Below are 19,464 nucleotides of genomic sequence, written 5' to 3' on the forward strand. Positions count from 1 at the left end.
GGCAACCCTGTCGGGCAGTGCCTAAGTGTAATGTGAAGGATCGTATATGAATGCTAAAGGTAGGTTAAAGTAATACAAACACGGAAAATTTCGAAGTACTTCTAATAAGAGGTGTTTTGATCGTGATTATAATTCAGATTCTTCATTCTTGTTCTCTACGATGATTCGTACTTAATGCTTTAACATAAATCATTGTTGTATCTGGGTTGGTGTGTCCCATTATCTCGGCCAAACGGTGCAGTGGCGTATGCTCAGCCATGGCGTAGCCAAAACGATGACGCAGGTCGTGTGAACTCAGTCCTTCCAGCCCTGCTGTTATCATTACTTTTTTAATCAGGTGGCGCAATGCTCTCTCCGTTAAACGATCGTTTGTCTTCTCTGAAGGAAAAAGGTACGCACGATCGGTAGCAAGATCAGATAAGTACTGATTCAACATGACAACACACTGTATATTCAAAGGGATCTTACGTTGCACGTTGCGTTTATCGGCTCTCACTGTCAGGTGACCGCTTCGTCTACCAAGTTCGATATCATGAGGTTTGAGGTTGCATACCTCCATCGTTCGCAAGCCTGTGTGAAACATAACGGTCAGGATGGTCTGATCACGAAGGGAATTACCATACTCCACTGCCTCGAGGAATGCCTGCTCTTCTTCAAATGTCATTCGGCGTGGACTTACTTTGTCTTCCGGAATGAATTTTAATGGTTTGGAAGGGTCATGACTGAGCCTGGATTCCAAGACAGCCCACTTGAAAAAACGCTTCAGCGTAATCAACCTCCGGTTAATGGTGGCTGGTTTCAATAACATAACTTTGTGAGCATCTTCACGATAACTGACTAAAGTGGATGTATCCACATCTTCAATTCGCAGTGAGAACTCTTCGCTGAGCATGGTGCTTTCCTTGTACCATTCGATAAAGTGTTTCAGATCACTTGTATATTCCTTCACGGTTTTGGGATGCAATTCTCCCTCATTAGCAAGCATATGTATGAATTCCTCTATCGTCGGTTCCCGCTGCACCGAAATCCCTGATGACTGATTCATTAGAAAATACCTCCAAATCTTGACTTATATTAGCGGACATGGTATTATCATATTAATCGATACATTAGCGGACATCAAGTTCGTGGTTTAAATGCACCAGGTGAGTGTCAATTTTAATTTATACTCGTCATAATGATCGGCTAAAAACTTATTTTTTGGAGGAATCACATGCAAACAGGTACAGTGAAATGGTTCAACGCGGATAAAGGATTCGGCTTTATCGAAACTGAAGAAGGAACAGATGTATTCGTTCATTTCAGTGCAATTCAAGGTGAAGGTTACAAATCTTTGGACGAAGGTCAACGCGTTCAATTTGAAGTAACTCAAGGTAACCGTGGACCACAAGCTGAGAACGTTACTAAACTTTAATTATATGAAAGCTGCCTTATTAATAAGGCAGCTTTTTATTTACACATATGTTGCACAGTAAAGATTTCACATCCCAAGAATGAAAGCGAGGTATTCCCCATGGATAAAGAACAATTGATCACAGAAGTAGCTAAGGCTGGCGGTTTCTCCAAGAAGAATGCTGAAAAAGCTGTAACCGTTGTACTGGACTCGATTCTCGAAGCTCTCAAAGAAGGCAAAGAAGTTCAACTGGTCGGATTCGGGAAATTTGAAGTGCAGAAGCGTGAGGCAAGAACGGGAAGAAGCCGGAAAACAGGCAAAGAAATTCAACTACCTGCAGGTAAAGTTCCTGTATTCACAGCAGGCTTAAGCATGAAAGAAGCTTTAAATTAAACAACGTAACAACTTATTGAAAAGAGGTTTTTATTCAAACACACAATGATAATATGGATTTAAATGTCGTGTTTACTACCGTTGATGATATCATTAACTTTTATTCAGGCAAACAGACAAACTCGGATCATGCAGAAAATCACACTCATTTGAAGCCCCCATCAGTACAGTCTGATTGCAACCTACGACCACCCACCCGTTAAATTAACATTTCATCTTGGACAACAAGAGGCCCTGATCCGCTCAAAACGGTCCAGGGCCTGATTTGCTTGGAAGCCGGCTCCGTCAGGAACCAGCTTATTTGTCTTTTATGCACAATGCACAACCATCCTATTTGCTGTTCAGAAGTTCGCGCAAGATCTGTAGATCATATGTAGAGACAAGACGTTCCAAATGCATATCCAGCCATTCCTCATCCTGATCCCACCACTTCAATTCCAGCAGCAGTGCAATCGTCTCTTCGTCAAAACGCTTTTTAACAGTCTTGGCTGGATTACCACCAACAATCGTATAGGGTTCAATGTCCTTAACAACGGTTGAATTGGAGGCAACGATTGCCCCGTCTCCAATCGTGATACCAGGCATGATCGTCACATTTTGTCCAAGCCATACATCGTTCCCCAGTACCGTGTCACCCTTATATGGAAGTTGTTCCAGTGTAGGTGTCACACGCTCCCATCCTCCACCAAAAATGTTGAACGGATACGTGGTCATACCCTCCATCCGATGATTCGCGCCATTCATAATGAATGTCACACCTTCCGCAATTGCACAGAAATTGCCGATGACCAGGCGATCACCAATAAAGTCATAATGATGCTGTATCCGGTCATAGAATTGCTCTGGCGGATTCGTGTTATCGCTATAATACGTATAATCACCGATGTCCACGTTAGAACGCGGAGGCAGGTTTTGAATGTAACATACCGTACGGATATTCTCATTCGGGAAAAGTTTGGTTTTATCAGGGGCCATATTGTAGTCCCTCCTTTTCCCTATTGTAACAGATATTAAATCTTAAATGGACTAAGTGAGGCCAGACATGGACGAGGCCGGATTTTGCTGGATGTTCGCTCCGTCTAACCTGACAAAGCAGAGCAAAAAGGGATTCGATCTGACCATCGAATCCCTTTTCTTATTCTCCATACAACAACGTTGATCTGCAGGAGATATCTCTTATTTGGATGTAAGGCTTACTTGTGCAGCGGTTTGATCCCAGTCCACGGTAAGTCCCAGTCCTTCTGAGATGAAGCGTACAGGCACAAGTGTGCGACTGTTTTGAATGATCGCTGGTGCATCAATTTCGAGTGTCTTTCCATTTACGGTTGCCGTGCTGCTTCCGATCTTGAGCACAAGGGTCTGATCATTCAGAACCGCTGTTACCGTCTTGGCCGTTTTGTCCCAAGTCACTTCTGCACCCATTGCTTCGAGGATTGCGTTCACAGGCACCATCACTCGGCCACTTTGCTGCAGCGGGTTCTGATCCGGGAATGTGATCGATTTACCATCGAGTGTTACGGTAATGGTTTTGTCGGTTGTTCCGGATGAAGTATTCGAACCGGTCTCTTCCGTAGTCTCAGGCAAAGGTGTTACTTCCCGTCCGAGTTGCTCTTGCAAATTGGCAAGACGGTTCAGGGCAAATGTCGTTAGTGAGCCGGATGCCATGGAGCCCATGCTCCAGCCTCCGCCAAAGTTGCCGCCAGGAGGTGTTTGGGCATTTCCTGTATTCGTTGTTGGATCTGTTGCACCATTTCCAGTTGTGACCCCCGGCTGAGTCGGAGGTGTTGCTCCATCTGGAGGTGTCATTCCTTCAAAACCTTCAGGCGGCATCATGCCTTCCATGCCCTCAGGTGGTGTCATTCCCTCAAATCCTTCTGGTAGTGTAAAGCCCATACCATCTGCTTCATCTGCATTTGCAGAATAAGCAATGTTGGATTCAAACTGTTCTGTCGTATAGAATTTCGTTGGATCTGCTTCTACATAAGGACGAATCTCATCGGCAAGGCCAGTAATACGATCCTGAATGCCTTCCATATAGTCCGTCAGTTCATTGACGTAGCTCAAATATTTTTCCTTATACTCCGGCACAGCAAGCAGATTGTTAATCATCGGTACATTTTCCATGCTAATACCCAGTACAGGCTCATCTACAGATACGTTCGTTGCATTGGTGTTGGTCGTGGTCGAACCGGTTGTTGTGCCACGTCCCCCTAGACCCGAGTACCCGTTGAAGGACATGTTGAAGTCCCAAGGAACAACCGTGAACTTGCCGTCGGCATCACTGTAGAGCATGTAGTTGTGTCCTTTGTCACCGTTATAGCTGTCATAGTTGCCGAAAACCATGTTGCCTGCAATATATTGAAGCGCCGAATCCACGTCCAGTACACTTTCAATGTCACCTTTTTTGCCTTCAGGCATATCATTCAGCGTTTTGATGAAGTTTTTGAGCTTGGTTTTGTTCTCGTCCGTACCCAAATCCTTTGTCAGCGTGCTGTATTCGCCTTTTTCTTCATATTGGAGATAAGTCTTCTCCTCGGTATCATAGAGAACACCATCCTCATAAGCTTCACCGTAGTTGCGTTCCAGGTAACTGTCATCTACTGCTTCAACGCCGGTGTAGAAACCAACCAGTTCGCCGTTCACATACAGATTAACATAGTTCGTCATCGGTACATCCATTCCAATGCTGCGCAGCGCTTCATAATGGAGAACTTCACGCATGAAGGATGGATCAGAATAGTTGTTGTTCAGAACCATTTTATCCAGACCAAGCAGGGTTTGTGTTTTGTCGTATTTGTCGAATTTCAATCTAAAGCTGTACCGGTCCGAATCTTTCATCGCGGATACAACTTTCAACGTCAGATTACCTTTGGTGGAGAAACCAACGTTGTCCAGCTTGTTGCCGTCCACTTCGACACTTACCTTCTTATAATCCTTATCTAGCGGGCTTTCGAGCATGCTCTTCCAGTCTGCATCATCAATCGTTACATTTACGTCAATGACGTTATCCGTCTGGAACAACGATTCATAAGCTTGCGTCACGCCTGCACTTGAGATTGTCGCTGTACTCTCTGCGGCATATGCCGCATTCGGACTTACAATCAAACCAAAAGATGTCGTTACCATGGTCACGGACAATGCCGTTACTGCAACTTTTCGTAATAAAATATTCAAGTGATGAATCCTCCTTCTTGGTTTCTCGGTTAAGCAACTGGGGCTTATGTAACCATGGTAGGGGACGAACCTTTAGTGAATCTTAAATTAAGGATTCATAACAAAAAGTAGCCCATCAGGCTACTTGTTCTGATCCTTTATAGCTCCGTAACGGTCACACCTGCTGCTTTGTAGTAGTCCTCATTCACATTGTTTAGAATGTTGGCCTTCATTAGAATGCCTACTCCGGCAAAGAGGCCGATCCCGTTCGTATTCCCTTCAATAAGATTATGTTCAATCCACACATTCTCAGGGTCCCCTTCGCCGACATTGCCTGCTCCGGCATCACCTTTGTCGCCCTCAAGCCTCACACCCCAGTAACCGCTCGCCGTATTGTTACGAATTACATTGCCGCGAATCACCGTGCCTGGTCCGTTCAACACTTTGATCCCTGCTGCCTCTGCAATCATAGTAGTATTCTCGATGAGATTATCCTCAATTAGGGTATCGGTGGTACCCATGGTTACCGAAATACCGATTCGGCTATTCGTGATTGTGTTGTCATGAATGTAGTTCCCTTTGCCAGACTTGCTGTGGTTGCTGGGCGCCGAACCCCCGGTATTGCCGAGTCCAATCCCTGCGCCTGTCAGCACATCCATAATGACATTGCCGGAGATTTCATTTAAATACTCCAGTTCACCATGAAGATCAATGGCATCAAGTTTTGTTCCGTTAAATGTATTGCCACGCAGTACGTTGTTATGGGCAACAAACTGGATCAACGCTCCATGTCTGAGATAAGGGCCCTCAAACGTACTATCCTCCACCACATTCCATATCGTATCATTGTCAAAGCCGAGCCGATCGGTCTTGGCCGTTCCCTGAATGGAAATTCCGTAGCCTGAACCTCCAGGGCCCAGATCTGTTGCATTGCGGAAGGTTGCATGCTTCACAACAACATCGCGACTGTGCTCAATGCGGATCGCCATTCGTTTGAACTTCTCCACAATTACGCCGTCAATCGTAATGTCGTACGATGGTGCCTCGCCATAATTGGCGATGTGGATTATGCTATCCGGGCCCCCTGCGGAGGGGTTATTGGATTGATGATCAGTCGTGTAGCTGCCGGACCAGGATGAAGTGATCGTCATATTGGATACGAGAATGCTGTGCTGAGCCGATGCTTTCAGGACAGCGCTGCCCGTCACCTGATCCAACGATGTCTTGAGCACGGTTCCTCCACTGCTCTCTCCTCTCAGGTTCACCCCGGATTTGAGCATCAGGTTGGTAGTTCTATCCGGCCCGGACAACAAATTGTACACTCCATTAGGCAAAAACACTTCATCACCAACGCTGGCCTCATCAATGGCAGCCTGTATAGCAGGACGGTCATCACTCACATTGTCGGCGGGATCTGCTCCATAATCCCGTACATCAATTGTACGTCCGGTCACGGCATGTGGAGCATGGACAGCATGTGGTGTGCCATCTGTTTCCGTCAGACCTGGGGCGATAAAGGGTATCGTCCCTTCAGGTGGCTGTGGCACGATGTATGGAATCAGAGCCACAGGTGTCCCTCCTCCTGCAAAAGGGGCATACAGATGCACATCGCTCAGACTTGTGTAAATACTTGAATCAGAATTGCCATATCCGGTGATCCGTACATAACGTGCAGAAGTGTCCGGGATATCAAATGCCTGCATTTCTGTTGTATCCCCGCTACTTTCGCCGCCATATACCTGAGTCCAATGATTACCGTCAACAGACGATTCCATCTCAAAAAATGTCTTTCGGATATCCCCTTTGTAAAAACCAATCCCAACATAACCCACTGGCTGTGCCTGCCCCAGATCAAATGTAATCCATTGCCCCTCTCCTGCAACAGACCAGCGTGTATAGCTGTTATTGTCGAGGGTATTGGTCGCCAGGTTGCCGTCGCTACCGCTTGCCGAGACGGAAGCCACAGGCAGGGACGATACCGGGACGGCAAGGGTGGTCATATCGGTTGATAGAGCACTACTGATATTGCCCGCCTCGTCAATCGCCCTCACTTGAAATGTATATGGCATTTCCGCTGCAAGTCCGCTGTCCCGGAATGACTGCTCACCTTGTTCGCTCAGCAGAACTCCATCACGATAAATTCGGTAGGCAGATACAGCCGTATCGTCACTGGCAGCAGGCCATCTCAGTTCCGCAAAATCCGTTCCCCAGTTGCGAATCTCCAGTTCAGCTCCCTGCTCCCATTCGGGTGACTGCGCGTCACTGCCTTCTTCGATTAAAGCAATGACAGATAACTGTGGACGCGGATTGCTCGTTCCGTTGGCTTCCTTGGTATAGACGTTAACGGAAACACCTGTTGATCCCGCATCCGCGAGCAAAAATGCAACCTGCCCGGCATCTGGACGACTCTTCACATAATCGGTTACATCCACTTCATAGACGGCCGGACTTCCATTCCGATCTGCCGTGACCTGGAATTTGCCAAGCAGCGAACTTTCGCTGAGACTTTGGACCGGAGCATTCGACCAGGTTAATGATGATTCGCTCCAGTCTGTTGCATTCAAACCGTATAGAGACAACTCTGTATCGATATTCGATGTGCCTTTCTTGGCGGCAATCCGCAGTCGATAACGATCTCCTTCCGGCTCATTTCCGGTCATATCAAATTTGAAATACACATATTTCTTGGTCGATGAAGTAGAAGAAATGCTTAGTAATCCGGTGCTGGAACCCGTGGCCTGATTGAAATTCAGGTCAGGCTTGCTGCTGTCAATCGCCGCATCGTCGCTTGGTAGCTTACCGGCGATGACCTTCTCCATCAACGGTCGTTCTTCTTCATCTTCGCCCTCACCAGATGAAGTATCTTCGGGATTGCTTTTGAAAATAATTGGCTCCGTAACGATCCGGTTCTTCACATGTTCATCCAGGAATGCCCATGCTTCCCCATTGGCATTCTCGGAAGCCGTACCTGTAAATCCATGGCCCTGACCGGGTACAATCTTCACATTCACCATCGGCACACCCGCAGATTGAAGCTGCTCTGCAAAAGTAACACTGTCCGTGTATGGAATGGTGGCGTCAGCATCCCCGTGGCGAATCCAGAACGGTGGATCATCCGGTGAAGCATACGTTCCTGGCATCGCAAGTCTGGCCTGTTCCGGTACATCCAATGCGCGATGACCGCCAAGCAGAGCCGTGACCGAGCTATAGTTATTGGCAAATGTCGTCGTAAAATCAGCGGGTCCGTACCAGTCGGCAACCGCCTGCACTTTGTCCGAATACTCAGGCCATCCACCAGAACCTTCGAGATCCGGTATCTCTACCGTGACTCCTGTATCAAGCACGACGGGATCACCAGTGACCAAGTCCCCCGTTGTGCCGAGTAATGCGGCCAGGTGACCGCCCGCAGATGATCCCCATACGCCGATACGACTTGGGTCCAGATTGTACTGGGCGGCATGGGCCCGCAAATATCGGATAGCTAGTTTGACATCCTGAATCTGGGCAGGGAAAGGCGCCTCAGGCGTCAGCCGGTAATCCAGAGATACACCGATGTAACCGCGTTTGAGTACATAATTGCATATGGAGTTCAATGCCTGCTTCCGGTCCCCGTGATTCCACCCACCTCCGTGAATATAGATCATGACTGGCATCGGTTCAGCTGCCGCTGTCTCGGGAACGGCAATGGATGAATACATCGCCCGCCCACCAGCCATGCCAATCTCCACATCCTCGTATAAAGTCACCCCTTGCGGTGGCGTAAACTCAGTATTCTCTCCTCCAGGCGGCACTGGGGAAGGGGCAGGCGTTATACCCGGAATGGCCTGACCGTAAATGGCAACATTGTCGATATACATGTTCGCCTGCATGACATCTCCTGTCCGAAATCGAATATTCACTGTACTGTTATTGTTCGCCTCCGCACCCAGCGTCCAGCTTTTTAAGGTATTGCCTTCCTTATTTTTCACATCTGGAGTGCCTGGGGGAAGTTGGAACGTCTCCAGCGTTGACCAGGAAATTCCACCATCCTTCGACCATTCAATAATCACGCTTCCGCTTATATAGGAGGAAGCTCTTGTGTAGTAGCTTAGCCGGATGTTTCCGTATCCGGTCAGATCAAGTGGCAGCGCGAGTGCATCGGTTCCGTCTATCTTGATCATGTTGGGTTGGGATGGTGCGGTTGTTGAAGAAGAGGTTTTGGCCTTACTCCCGCCCGCACCGTCTTGACGCCACGGTGCTTTCAATGCAATTCCGCCCGTAGAGCCAAAATTGTCGGGATCATCAAAGTTTTCCGCGTAAATCTCCAGCTCTGGACCCCCGGGTTCCGGGATATTTTCTTCTTGTGCAGCATTGATAACAGAATGAGGAATATCGTCTTCCATCGCCCAGGCTTCATGCACAGGAATGGCGATACCGCTAATGAGTATGAAAGATATGGCAACAAGTACAGCCCGCTTCGTCCACGTTTTGAACAAGTCTTTCATTTGTATCCCTCCGTATTCAGCTGACTTGCCACTCCGATGACAGAACAACCTTCCGATCGCTGTTATCGTGTAAAATGTATAGTTCGAATTATATCGTTAGCGACGCGGTGCTGACACGCCTTCACCCTTATTGAATTTCTCCGTAGCTTCTTTGATGGCCTGATCTCCACCCTTGGATTTCCATTCCTCAACCACTTTCGGCCAATCAGAGATCGGCTCCTTACCATAAACCATCTTGATCATGTGCGTGAGCAATACTTGAGGAGGTGTATCCGAATTGGGAGCAATCTCGGGATTCTGCACAAAGGCCTCCAATCGTGGATCAAAGTTGATGCCATCCCGGCCTTCTTTGGCTAAAATCGTATCGTAAATATTCATCAGCTTCTTGCCTTCTTCTGTCAACGATAACGAGCCTTTATTGTACGTTGTGTCCTGTACAAACCATAAGAACGACTGACGGTAACGCTCTTCGTCCACGCCAGCGGAATCCGTTGGAGCGGTGTACGAAATCACGCCATTATCCTCTGTGTAGGTTTCTCCTTCCGTGCCGTACGTGAAAAACGTCTCCGCTTCATCGGACACCATCCAGTTGAAAAAACGGATAATGGAAGCCGGATCAGCCGCATCCTTATTGATAAAGTAGGCACGTGTCACCGGACCGTACAGATAATAACCACCTTTACCGTCCGGGCCAACAGGGGAAGGGATAATTTCGATTTTGGCATCGGGAACCGACGCTTTAATCTGCTTCTCCCATTGAATCAATTCGTTGGCGTTCATGGACCACATGCCCGCCTTACCGGAGAGAATCGTATTTTTGAATACCGTCGAATTGATGGTCGCAAACTCTTTGTTAATTAGCCCTTCCTCGTACATCGTCTTATAGACCGTCAGGGCTTGCTGCATATTCTCGTTATCCATGAACTTGGGTACAATCTGGTCGCCCTGCTGCTCCATCATGGACAGGAACTGCTGCACATCATAGGCACCAAAGAAGGTGTCCGCATATTTGAAATCTTCACGCCCCATATATGGATTCTCCACGCCAAGCTTTTTAAAGGCGCGCAGCACTTCCAGTGTTTCATCCACCGTGGTAGGCACTGGCAATCCCGTTTGGTCCAGCAGATCCTTACGAATCCAGGTTGCCCGGCGGGATGGATTGGATAAATATTCGGGGATGGCATAGATCTGGCCGTCATGGGTGACCTGGTCCCAGGCTTCCTTCGGCACCGCTTTGAGCAAATCTTGCCCATACTGCTGCAACAGCTCATCCAGCGGCTGGAATACTCCGGCTTCGACCGAACCGGCCATCTCCTTGCCGTTGACGCCGCCATCACCCTGCACCACATCAGGAATATCGTTGGTGGCAAACATCTGGACCATTTTCTGCTCATATTCCTTATGAGGCACGAGCACGATTTTCAGATCGCTATTGGTCAGTTCCTCCAGCTTTTTCACCCATTTATCCTGGTTGATGTCCGGTGACTTCTCCACATACGTATACGCCAGCGTTCGCAGTGACATGGAGAACCTTGTCTTGCCGTCTCCCCCATTCTCACCGGATTCCGCCCCGCTTCCCTTGCTGCATCCCGCAATGAAGGTTGCCGCCAGCAATAGCGCCATGCCTGTGACCATCCACTTTTTCATGCTACCCCTCTTTTCATCCTGATTTAGGTTTAGGTATCGCTTATATGTGAAGCGCTTTCATGAAGATGATAAAACATCCCCACCGCCTGCAACAATGGGGATGTTTTAGATGAGATTGCGTTTTCTTTAGGTCATACTCAGCGTTCCACAGCATCCAGTCATATAGAGCACTATATAAACTGAACGTACAAACTTTACACTCAGCCACTGCGATTGCAGTACCCTCTTCCGATCGCTGTTATCCCCAGATTTTTTTGATTCCCTTTTCAGAGGGAAAAATCCGGGGATAAGCATATGCTTCCGATGTAGCTTTCTTACAGAAAGCTTTTAGCGCACACTTCGCTTCTTCAGATGGGTTCTGCACTCTTCGTTCTTGTGTAAATATTCAGTTCATCTTATCTAGTACGTCTTGGATACCTCGATCTTTTTTGTTACACCGTTGTCGGTAAAATAGAGATGGATACCGTGATCCTGGTCATCGATGAAATAGGGGACATACTTCGGCTCCTCGATCTTATATGGTACAAGCAGCGTAACAATTGTATGACTTGTGGCAGGCCGCGTTTCCGCGCTCAGATGATAATGTCTGTCCAGCCCTTCGTACTCTGCCGGGTCCACCTCTGCGAATTGATCCGTCTGGCTAAGCGCTAGCTCACCGGAGGAAGCATATACAAATGTCCCCTCAAGCCCCGCCTTAGTACCGTTCAGACGGAAGCTCTGCCCTTTCAGCTCTAGCGGGTGCAGTGCATGGAACAGCCATTGAACGCTGTCCGGTTTCTCCAGATCAATCTGGTCCACAATGACGAAGTAGGATGATTGCAGAAAATGAATCTCCCGTACAACACGCTTCACATGGGGGACGGTGCTGGCATAGGCATCGGTCGCTACCGCGCGCACATAACCATCGCCGTCCCGCCAATAGGCCTCTTCGATCTGCCCGGTTGCGGCCATATTCAGCACCTTATTGTTCTCGGCATACTGACCTGCTCCGCCAATCAACAGATTGTTTTTGGAGCGTGTCTGCCTGCGCCATTCCCGGTGGAAGGAGCTGCCGTGCGCGATATAATAGCCCGTATCCGCCGCGAGCGGCTCACCGAATGCATGCAGAGTAAAGCTGTTCTGATCCGCATGACTGTGGCTGATCGAGCCGTAACGGCTTGACTTGAGCAGCAGCATGATATGCTCATCCGGATCCTCCATCCGGTGATGCATGGCTACCCATCCCACATCACGGAACCACTTCAGCGGCTCGATGTCCACAGGCGACTCTGCCTCCACCTGCGGATAATCGTGGCGATATACCAGCTCGTCAAAGTGGAAGTCCCACCAACCGTAGTTATAAAAAGCACCCTCTGTCCCCGGATCGGATTGACGTACACGCTCAAAGTACCACTGGTACCAGCGGTTGCCTGTAACCCCCGCCAGTTGGCGGACAAGATAACCTGTTTTCAAGTTTACCGGATCACCCAGCGTAGACTGGTCCCCAAAGCTGGCGCGCCGAGCATCGGGCGGGTACACGTAGAAAGGAAAATCTCCGGTACGCTGGAAGAATGGTCGACGGAAAAAGTCGATGCCCGCATAGTTTCGCAGCAAATTCATCGCTTCGGTCACATAGGCCATGCCTGTTGTCCAATACATCGGACCTTCTGCCCAGCCTCCATCACTTCCTCCCCAAGGGGAGTACAGACAGGCATAATAATCGATTGCATAATCCAGCCACTGCGCAGCCTGCTGCTCCTCATGCAACAAGGACATACAGCAGGGCACAAGCACGGAGGATAATGAACGCACCGCATGACTGTCATAGGGCACATGATGAATCTTCGAGCGAACCATCACATGCTGGGCTACCTGTTCTGTCCGCCGCAGCAAACTGCGCCTTACCACTTCCTGCTCTTCACTGTTCAACTCATCATGCAGCCAGTCATAACCCCAAGCAAGCCCAGCGGCAACCCGAAAAGCCGCCTCGTCATTATAATCGCGGGAGGTCGTTCCCTCCGTATCCCAAGATGCCACATGCAACAGCCAAGTTTTCGCCGTTTCAAGCAGCCGTTCATCTCGAAGCACTCGCCCAGCGATACTCAGATGACGAATCGCATATAACACTTCCTGACAGTCAATATACATTTGCCTCCAGAGTGCGGCGACACGTTTATTCTCCGGGTAAGGCTGCGGTTCGCGAATGGGCTCACGGTTGGCCCACGGCTCCACGGAATTTGCCATAAATGCATCCCAGCCGCAATACGCGGAATCGGACGCAACACCATCGGCAAGTGCATTCAGCCCACGCTCACCAAGCCACAGCCGGGGGTGAGACATGTCTGTGGAATCGTATCGCTGCGCCCGGGAAGGTAGCGGTGTCTCGGGTAATCCCACTGGTACAGTGAACCGCCGCACCTCACTCCAAGCCGACATTTCCCCTTGCTTCCCTTGCGAGGCATGCCCTTCGGCTTCACTCCCTTGCTTCCCCTGTGAGACGCCGTCCGCTTCGGAATCGCTCCCTTGCTGCACTGGATGATCTACAAGCAGCGCATATCGCCAATAATAATCCCCGGGTTCAAACACCCGGTCTGGCGTGAAAAAGTTATACGGGAGCGGCGCAAAGGTCATCGTCTCTGCTTCCTGAAAAGAAGGGCTCGCCGACACTTGCAGCAGATAGGCATTCTCATCCTCCTGCTGTGCCGCCATCCAGGTAAACCTTGGCGGATTTTCTGCCAGAACGGTATGTTCATCAGGGGCGTAGTCCACATGGAACGGCCCGCTGATGGGTTGGTACAACGATCTTTCTGCAAGCTTTCGCTTCACTTCCATCGTTTTGTCCCCTCCTTATCACAATGTTGTATCATCAACGCATATACATGCCGCCATTGATTTCAAGCGTTTCTCCAGTTATAAAAGAACCCAGGTCGGAACACAGGTACAACGCCGCTCCTGCGACATCATCGGGAGTCCCTTCCCGTCCAAGCGGGATGCTACTTACCGCAGAAGACCGACCTTCTGCCGAGGTGAACGTAGCATGGAAAGCCGTCTGTCCGATGAAGCCCGGGGAGAGCGCATTCACCGTAATCCCGCCCGGGGCAAGCTCTTTGGCAAGCCCTTTGGTTAACGCCATGACAGCCGCCTTGGATGCTGCGTAAATCGCTGCACCCGGCCCGCCCCCATTATGGGCCGCTACGGAGGTCAGATTGATAATTCGTCCGCCACCAGCCGCCCTCATGCCAGGAATGACTGCTTTGGAGACAAAGACGGTGCTCTTCAGATTGACATCCATAATTCGGCTGTACAGCTCCTCACTCATCGTTTCAATGGGGCTCCGCTCCACCAGATGTCCCGCGTTGTTAACCAACAGGTCAATTGGACCGCCGAAACGGAGTGTAATCTCTTCAACCATCGCTCTGATCGCATCCGTATCCGTCACATCTGCCTGAAATGCCGCCGCTTCACCACCAGCATCCCGGATGGCAGTCACAACTTCCTCCGCCCGCTCCATATTATGCAGACCATTCACAGCGACCTTCGCCCCGCAACGAGCTAACGCTCCAGCAATAGCAGCACCAATCCCTCCACTGGAACCTGTTACCAATGCGATTTTGTTCTGTAAATTGATATTCATATTCTATCTTCCTCCTTGTTAATGGTTTGAATTAAATTCGCTTGCTGTGCTGGTCCGCCGGAAGGGCCATCGTAATGGTCGTTCCCATACCTTCCTCACTCTCCATCATCAAGCCGTATGTTTCTCCAAATACGAGCTGAATCCGGCGATGTACATTCATAAGTCCGATCCCGCCGCGATGATAAACATCATCGGTGTCTTCACCTGCCAGACGGTTCAGTTCCAGACGGCGACGCAGCTTCTCCAGACGTGCATTGCTCATGCCCATGCCATTATCCTGAACGATGACAAGAAATCGATCTTCCAGACGCCGAGCATCGATGCGGATGAAATGACCCGGTTCCATGCCACGTGGAAACGCATGTTGCAGCACATTTTCCACCAGAGGCTGGAGGGTGAGACGAACCATTTTTTCCAACAACAGATCCGGTGCAATGATGACCTCAACTTCAAGCTCCCGATCCATGCGATGTTTCATGATGGAAAGGTAGGCCAGCACATGCTTCAGCTCATTGGCAACCGTAATTTCCTCCAGATTGGTCTGAATGGAATAACGGAGCATATGAGCCATCGATTCCACCATCTGCGTAATTTCTTCGGAATCCTGTACAACGGCATAACATTTGATCGTCTCCAATGTGTTGTAGAGAAAATGCGGATTGATCTGCAACTGGAGCGCCTGAAATTCCGCACGGTGTCGTTCCAACGCTTCCTGCTGTAGCTCAATTTCCGACTTCTGGCGGTGCAGCTCCGACTCATATACACTCTCAATCATGTCCGACAAACGGCTGACCATCAGATTATAGCTGCGAATCAGCACTCCGATCTCATCGCGCCTTTCCTTCATCTCCACCTTGTTCCAGATTCCCTTCTCCGTCTGTCTCATTCCGTTCATCAGCACACGAATGGGTTCTACTTGAGATGCTCCGATCCGGTAGGCCACCACAAGCGCAGCGAGCAAGGTCCCTGCACCAACCCATAATGTAGCTGAGCGGATCGTTGCAATCGGCCTTTGAAGTTCCGACAACGGCACGGAAGCAACAAAGCGCCAGCCCGAATAGGCAGATAGCTCCGATATAAACAGCCGCTTGGTACCATCCGTGTTCTGTTCCAGAGACCCTGCCTCCATGTGCATAAGTCTATCCACGGTGCTGGACGACATCACGGTCTGCGCCTCCTCGTCCCCAGAAGTGTAGATAACATTTCCGTTCTGATCCATCACATACTGATAGCCCCCTTGACCGAGGTCGAGTTCTCCCCAGATGTTATCAAGTTCCAGCACATTCACTTCCATCGCCAGCACTCCGTTTGGTGTATAGGAGGACCCCCCCCTGATCCGGCGCGCAATCGTAATGACGTTTGCATTCTGTCCACTGCGAATACTGCGGGTGAGCAAAGTCGATTCGCCATTCGCAGGGGTTGCAGCGAGCAACTGCTTATACTGCTGTGCAGCATCGATATCGGGTATGCCCGCTGAATTCTGGTTGTCATCGATGACAACCCGCCCGTTCTCCCCGATAACATACAGGAACTTGATCTGTGGATATAACATAAAAACAGGCGGGAACACGTTTCTTTTAATCTGACGGCTATACTCGTAATAGGCATAACTGTCCTCCGAACTCATATCGAGGAGGTGCTTCACACTTCCATTTGAGAGGATGGAGTAAGTCGCGCGATCATAATTTTGCAAATACAGATCGGTCTGGTACGCCGTATTACGCATCGTTTGGGCGATGTTGTCCGCCAGCTGATCGTTCATCTCAGTTGAGGCATAGGTATAGGTGAATAAGCCAATGGCAGACAGGGACAACGTAATGACGATGGCAAAATGAAAGAACAGGCGGATCGACAGGCTGCGCTTCATCATTCAATGCCCAACTTACTGCGATATTCGGACGGGGTCAGTCCGGTAATTTTCTTGAATGTCTTGGTAAAATGGGGATGATCCGCATACCCCACTTCGTAGGATATATCCGTAATCCGGTTGCCCGGCTGTTCCAGCATGCGTTTGGCCAGTTCCATTTTGCTGCGTATCCGGTATTGGATAAAGGTCTGACCGGTCGTCTGCTTGAACAGTTGGCTGAAGTAGGATGGATTCAGCCCAAGCTTGGAAGCAATCTCGTCCAGTGACACTTCCCGGCGCAAGTGCTTCTCCAGATAAGCTTTTGCTTCTTCTACCGGATGCTTGCGCTTGCCGCTGCGTTTTTCCTTGATCCTATTCATCAACGTCTGGATTTCGTTGCCCAGAGCCTCAAAGCACTCTTTTGAGGAAGCGCTTACAATAATCTTACTGGACGTACTCATCGTTCCATTTCCCCGTGCATTCATTCGGGCCACAATCAATTCCAGCAATTCCTGAAAAAGCTCCGCTGTCTGCTCAGGCATCAGGGCATATGCCGGATAACGATTCGACCATGCTGCGAGCAGCTCCGTCACATCGGATTGCCTTAACTCCCATATAGCCTCTTCCAGACGCATGGCCCAATCATTCAGCTCCCTCACGGGTACAAGGGATACCGTAGGTTTGTCCTCTTCGGAGGCCAGCAATTTGAGCAGCAGTTCATGAAGCTCCTGTCGTCCCACTGGCTTGAGCAGATATCGCTTTACCCCATAATCCATACAGGCTCTTGCATATTCAAAGTCTGAATAACCGGAGACTACAATAATGCGCATCGTACTGCCTTGCTCGGATAAACGTCGGCACAACTCAATGCCATCCATCGTTGGCATGCGAATATCCGTGAACAGGATGTGTGGTCGAAAGTCCTTTACCACCTGAAGGGCCTCTTCCCCATGCGCCGCCTGCCGGATCTCACAATCAAACAGTCCTGCTTGCTTGATCATCTTCGCCAGACCCATCCGAATCATTGGCTCATCGTCCGTAATCAAGATTCTGAACATCGCCATTCCCCCGTTTCCGTCAGATCTGTATGCTGCTTGTAGTTAAGATTTGACGGAGCCGACCATGATTCCTTTTACAAAATGCTTTTGCAGGAAAGGGTATATGATAATGATTGGCAAGGTGGCGATGATAATGGTTGCCATTTTGATGCCTTCCGGCGATGTATGTGCAAGGGTGCTATAGACGGCAGAACCGGGATCGACGGAAATATCGTCACTCTCAAACAGCTTCTTGAGTGTGACCTGGATCGGCCACCAGGCCGGATCATTCAGATAATAAAGCGCGGTGGAATACGCATTCCAGTGGCCCACTGCATAGAAAATGCCGAGTGATGCCATCGCCGGTTTGGACAATGGAATAACGATACGCCAGATGATGCCAAACTCCCCACAGCCATCGATGCGGGCGGCGTCGATCAGTTCACCCGGCAGCTGTGAGAAGAACGAACGCATGACGAAAAAGTTAAAGGCGTTAATCGCTCCTGGCACAATCAGCACCAGTGGATTGTTGACTAGGTGTAACTCTTTCATCAGGATGAAGTTCGGAATGAGCGGTGCCGAGAATACAACGGTTATCAGGACAAACATAACGACCAGTGAACGCCCTTTGTACTCTGGACGGGACACGGGATACGCGAGTGATGCCGTTGCGGCGAGATTGACCAGCGTACCCACTAACGTTACCCCAACCGATACCGCAAAGGCCCGCCAGAAGGCAGCATCGCCGAATACATATTCGTAATTGATCCAGGTAAAAGCTACAGGCCAGAAGCTAACCTTTCCGCCCATGATCGCTTCCGAGCTGCTAAGTGACTGGGCCAGCACATTAATGAAAGGCAGAATCATCGTTAACGAGAGCAGCGTAAGAAAAACGAGATTTCCAATGCGAAATATACGGTAACGGACACTGGGGGTACGCATCCATCTCGCCTCCTAATACAGGCTTTCGCCGGTTGTTTTTTTGCTAAAGAAGTTACCGAGTAGAATAAGCATCAAGCCCACGACCGACTTGAACAATCCGATGGCTGTTGTATAGCTGTATTGCTGGGAGAGAAGCCCGGCTTTGTAGATGTACGTATCGAGAATCTCGCCAGATTCCAGATTGAGCGGATTCAGGAATACAAACACACGCTCAAAGCCCAGATCAAGGAACTTCCCGATGTGCAGTAGCAATAAAATCATAATCGTTGGCAGCAAGGATGGCAGAGTAATCGACCATATTTGCTTCAAACGTCCAGCTCCATCTACCTCTGCCGCCTCATACAGATCGGGATTGATGCCCGCAATGGCAGCCAGGAAAATAATCGTGCCGTACCCGGAGTCGCGCCAGATCCCGGAACCGATCAGAATGGAACGAATGTACGAGTCTTCTCCCAAGAAGTAGATCGGTTGCATGCCCAGAAATCCAAGTGCCTTGTTGACCACCCCGGCATCCATCGAGAAAATACCCATGAAGATACCGCTAATGACGACCCAGGACAGAAAGTGAGGCATGTATACAATCGTTTGCAGCAAACGCTTAAACACAATCATCCGCACTTCATTCAGCAGAATCGCCAGTAAGATCGGTACCGGGAATGCAATCACGAGATCATATAGTCCAAGCAGAAGTGTGTTATTAAGGATTCTTAAAAAATCATAATGGCTGAACATCTTCTGGAAATGCTCCAGGCCTACCCAATCACTTCCGGTGATGCCTTTGAAAATGTTGTAGTTCTGAAAGGCAATCACTGAACCGAATAAAGGTACATATTTGAAGAGGAAAAAATACAGGATACCCGGTAAGGAGAGCAGATATAATATCCGGTATCGCCACAGATAACGTCCCGCATCTCCGAGCCGAGCGCCCAGACTAGACGAGTGAAGTCCGGTTGCAC

Annotated in this window: 13 protein-coding genes; 2 read left to right on the forward strand and 11 right to left on the reverse strand. The window is 49.4% G+C overall.

Going from position 1 to position 19,464, the window contains the following annotated elements; all coding sequences use genetic code 11:
• Nucleotides 1-142: 142 nt before the first annotated feature.
• Entirely contained in the window at nt 143-1,045 is a 903-nt protein-coding gene (locus J2Z28_RS08225) for a tyrosine-type recombinase/integrase (RefSeq protein ID WP_211081883.1), read from the reverse strand.
• A gap of 168 nt (nt 1,046-1,213) precedes the next feature.
• On the opposite strand from J2Z28_RS08225, the gene J2Z28_RS08230 reads away from it, so the two are divergent.
• Both J2Z28_RS08230 and J2Z28_RS08235 read left to right on the forward strand, forming a co-directional pair.
• Entirely contained in the window at nt 1,214-1,414 is a 201-nt protein-coding gene (locus J2Z28_RS08230) for a cold-shock protein (protein WP_017690333.1), read from the forward strand.
• 99 nt (nt 1,415-1,513) lie between these two features.
• Complete coding sequence (locus tag J2Z28_RS08235; protein WP_036606368.1) at nt 1,514-1,786, forward strand: HU family DNA-binding protein; 273 nt, start codon at nt 1,514-1,516, stop codon at nt 1,784-1,786.
• Nucleotides 1,787-2,116: 330 nt separating this feature from the next.
• Here J2Z28_RS08235 and J2Z28_RS08240 read toward each other — a convergent pair whose 3' ends face one another.
• The 10 genes from J2Z28_RS08240 to J2Z28_RS08285 all read right to left on the reverse strand — a co-directional run bounded on the left by J2Z28_RS08240 (nt 2,117) and on the right by J2Z28_RS08285 (nt 19,438).
• The gene (locus J2Z28_RS08240) at nt 2,117-2,761 is read right to left on the reverse strand and encodes a Vat family streptogramin A O-acetyltransferase (RefSeq protein ID WP_211081884.1); all 645 of its coding nucleotides are present in this window, start codon (nt 2,759-2,761) and stop codon (nt 2,117-2,119) included.
• Nucleotides 2,762-2,962: 201 nt separating this feature from the next.
• On the reverse strand, nt 2,963-4,960 hold the full coding sequence (locus tag J2Z28_RS08245; protein WP_211081885.1) for a CotH kinase family protein: 1,998 nt from the start codon (nt 4,958-4,960) through the stop codon (nt 2,963-2,965).
• A gap of 137 nt (nt 4,961-5,097) precedes the next feature.
• On the reverse strand, nt 5,098-9,423 hold the full coding sequence (locus tag J2Z28_RS08250) for an alpha/beta hydrolase fold domain-containing protein (RefSeq protein WP_211081886.1): 4,326 nt from the start codon (nt 9,421-9,423) through the stop codon (nt 5,098-5,100).
• A gap of 96 nt (nt 9,424-9,519) precedes the next feature.
• A complete protein-coding gene (locus J2Z28_RS08255; protein ID WP_211081887.1) occupies nt 9,520-11,070 on the reverse strand; it encodes an extracellular solute-binding protein in 1,551 nt (516 codons plus the stop codon).
• A gap of 399 nt (nt 11,071-11,469) precedes the next feature.
• Nucleotides 11,470-13,881, reverse strand: a complete 2,412-nt coding sequence (locus J2Z28_RS08260) for a DUF4962 domain-containing protein (protein WP_211081888.1) — start codon at nt 13,879-13,881, stop codon at nt 11,470-11,472.
• A 34-nt stretch (nt 13,882-13,915) separates the two neighbouring features.
• The gene (locus tag J2Z28_RS08265; protein WP_211081889.1) at nt 13,916-14,683 is read right to left on the reverse strand and encodes an SDR family NAD(P)-dependent oxidoreductase; all 768 of its coding nucleotides are present in this window, start codon (nt 14,681-14,683) and stop codon (nt 13,916-13,918) included.
• Between the two features lie 31 nt (nt 14,684-14,714).
• Nucleotides 14,715-16,553 carry a cache domain-containing sensor histidine kinase gene (locus J2Z28_RS08270; RefSeq protein ID WP_211081890.1) on the reverse strand — a complete coding sequence of 613 codons (1,839 nt, stop codon included), beginning with the start codon at nt 16,551-16,553 and terminating at the stop codon, nt 14,715-14,717.
• Nucleotides 16,550-17,587, reverse strand: coding sequence for a response regulator transcription factor (locus J2Z28_RS08275; protein ID WP_211081891.1), 1,038 nt, complete (start codon nt 17,585-17,587; stop codon nt 16,550-16,552). The genes J2Z28_RS08270 and J2Z28_RS08275 overlap by 4 nt, the downstream gene beginning before the upstream one ends.
• 42 nt (nt 17,588-17,629) lie before the next feature.
• Complete coding sequence (locus J2Z28_RS08280; RefSeq protein WP_036672498.1) at nt 17,630-18,508, reverse strand: carbohydrate ABC transporter permease; 879 nt, start codon at nt 18,506-18,508, stop codon at nt 17,630-17,632.
• Between the two features lie 12 nt (nt 18,509-18,520).
• On the reverse strand, nt 18,521-19,438 hold the full coding sequence (locus tag J2Z28_RS08285) for an ABC transporter permease (RefSeq protein ID WP_237176915.1): 918 nt from the start codon (nt 19,436-19,438) through the stop codon (nt 18,521-18,523).
• Nucleotides 19,439-19,464 lie beyond the last annotated feature (26 nt).

Origin of the sequence: Paenibacillus xylanexedens (assembly GCF_017874615.1) — a bacterium.
Taxonomy (GTDB): domain Bacteria; phylum Bacillota; class Bacilli; order Paenibacillales; family Paenibacillaceae; genus Paenibacillus; species Paenibacillus xylanexedens.

What these genes read in the sequence shown, in the direction of transcription:
- J2Z28_RS08225 (WP_211081883.1), bottom strand. Translation starts at nt 1,045, where the DNA reads ATGAATCAGTCATCAGGGATTTCGGTGCAGCGGGAACCGACGATAGAG.
- J2Z28_RS08230 (WP_017690333.1), top strand. Translation starts at nt 1,214, where the DNA reads ATGCAAACAGGTACAGTGAAATGGTTCAACGCGGATAAAGGATTCGGC.
- J2Z28_RS08235 (WP_036606368.1), top strand. Translation starts at nt 1,514, where the DNA reads ATGGATAAAGAACAATTGATCACAGAAGTAGCTAAGGCTGGCGGTTTC.
- J2Z28_RS08240 (WP_211081884.1), bottom strand. Translation starts at nt 2,761, where the DNA reads ATGGCCCCTGATAAAACCAAACTTTTCCCGAATGAGAATATCCGTACG.
- J2Z28_RS08250 (WP_211081886.1), bottom strand. Translation starts at nt 9,423, where the DNA reads ATGAAAGACTTGTTCAAAACGTGGACGAAGCGGGCTGTACTTGTTGCC.
- J2Z28_RS08255 (WP_211081887.1), bottom strand. Translation starts at nt 11,070, where the DNA reads ATGAAAAAGTGGATGGTCACAGGCATGGCGCTATTGCTGGCGGCAACC.
- J2Z28_RS08260 (WP_211081888.1), bottom strand. Translation starts at nt 13,881, where the DNA reads ATGGAAGTGAAGCGAAAGCTTGCAGAAAGATCGTTGTACCAACCCATC.
- J2Z28_RS08265 (WP_211081889.1), bottom strand. Translation starts at nt 14,683, where the DNA reads ATGAATATCAATTTACAGAACAAAATCGCATTGGTAACAGGTTCCAGT.
- J2Z28_RS08270 (WP_211081890.1), bottom strand. Translation starts at nt 16,553, where the DNA reads ATGATGAAGCGCAGCCTGTCGATCCGCCTGTTCTTTCATTTTGCCATC.
- J2Z28_RS08275 (WP_211081891.1), bottom strand. Translation starts at nt 17,587, where the DNA reads ATGTTCAGAATCTTGATTACGGACGATGAGCCAATGATTCGGATGGGT.
- J2Z28_RS08280 (WP_036672498.1), bottom strand. Translation starts at nt 18,508, where the DNA reads ATGCGTACCCCCAGTGTCCGTTACCGTATATTTCGCATTGGAAATCTC.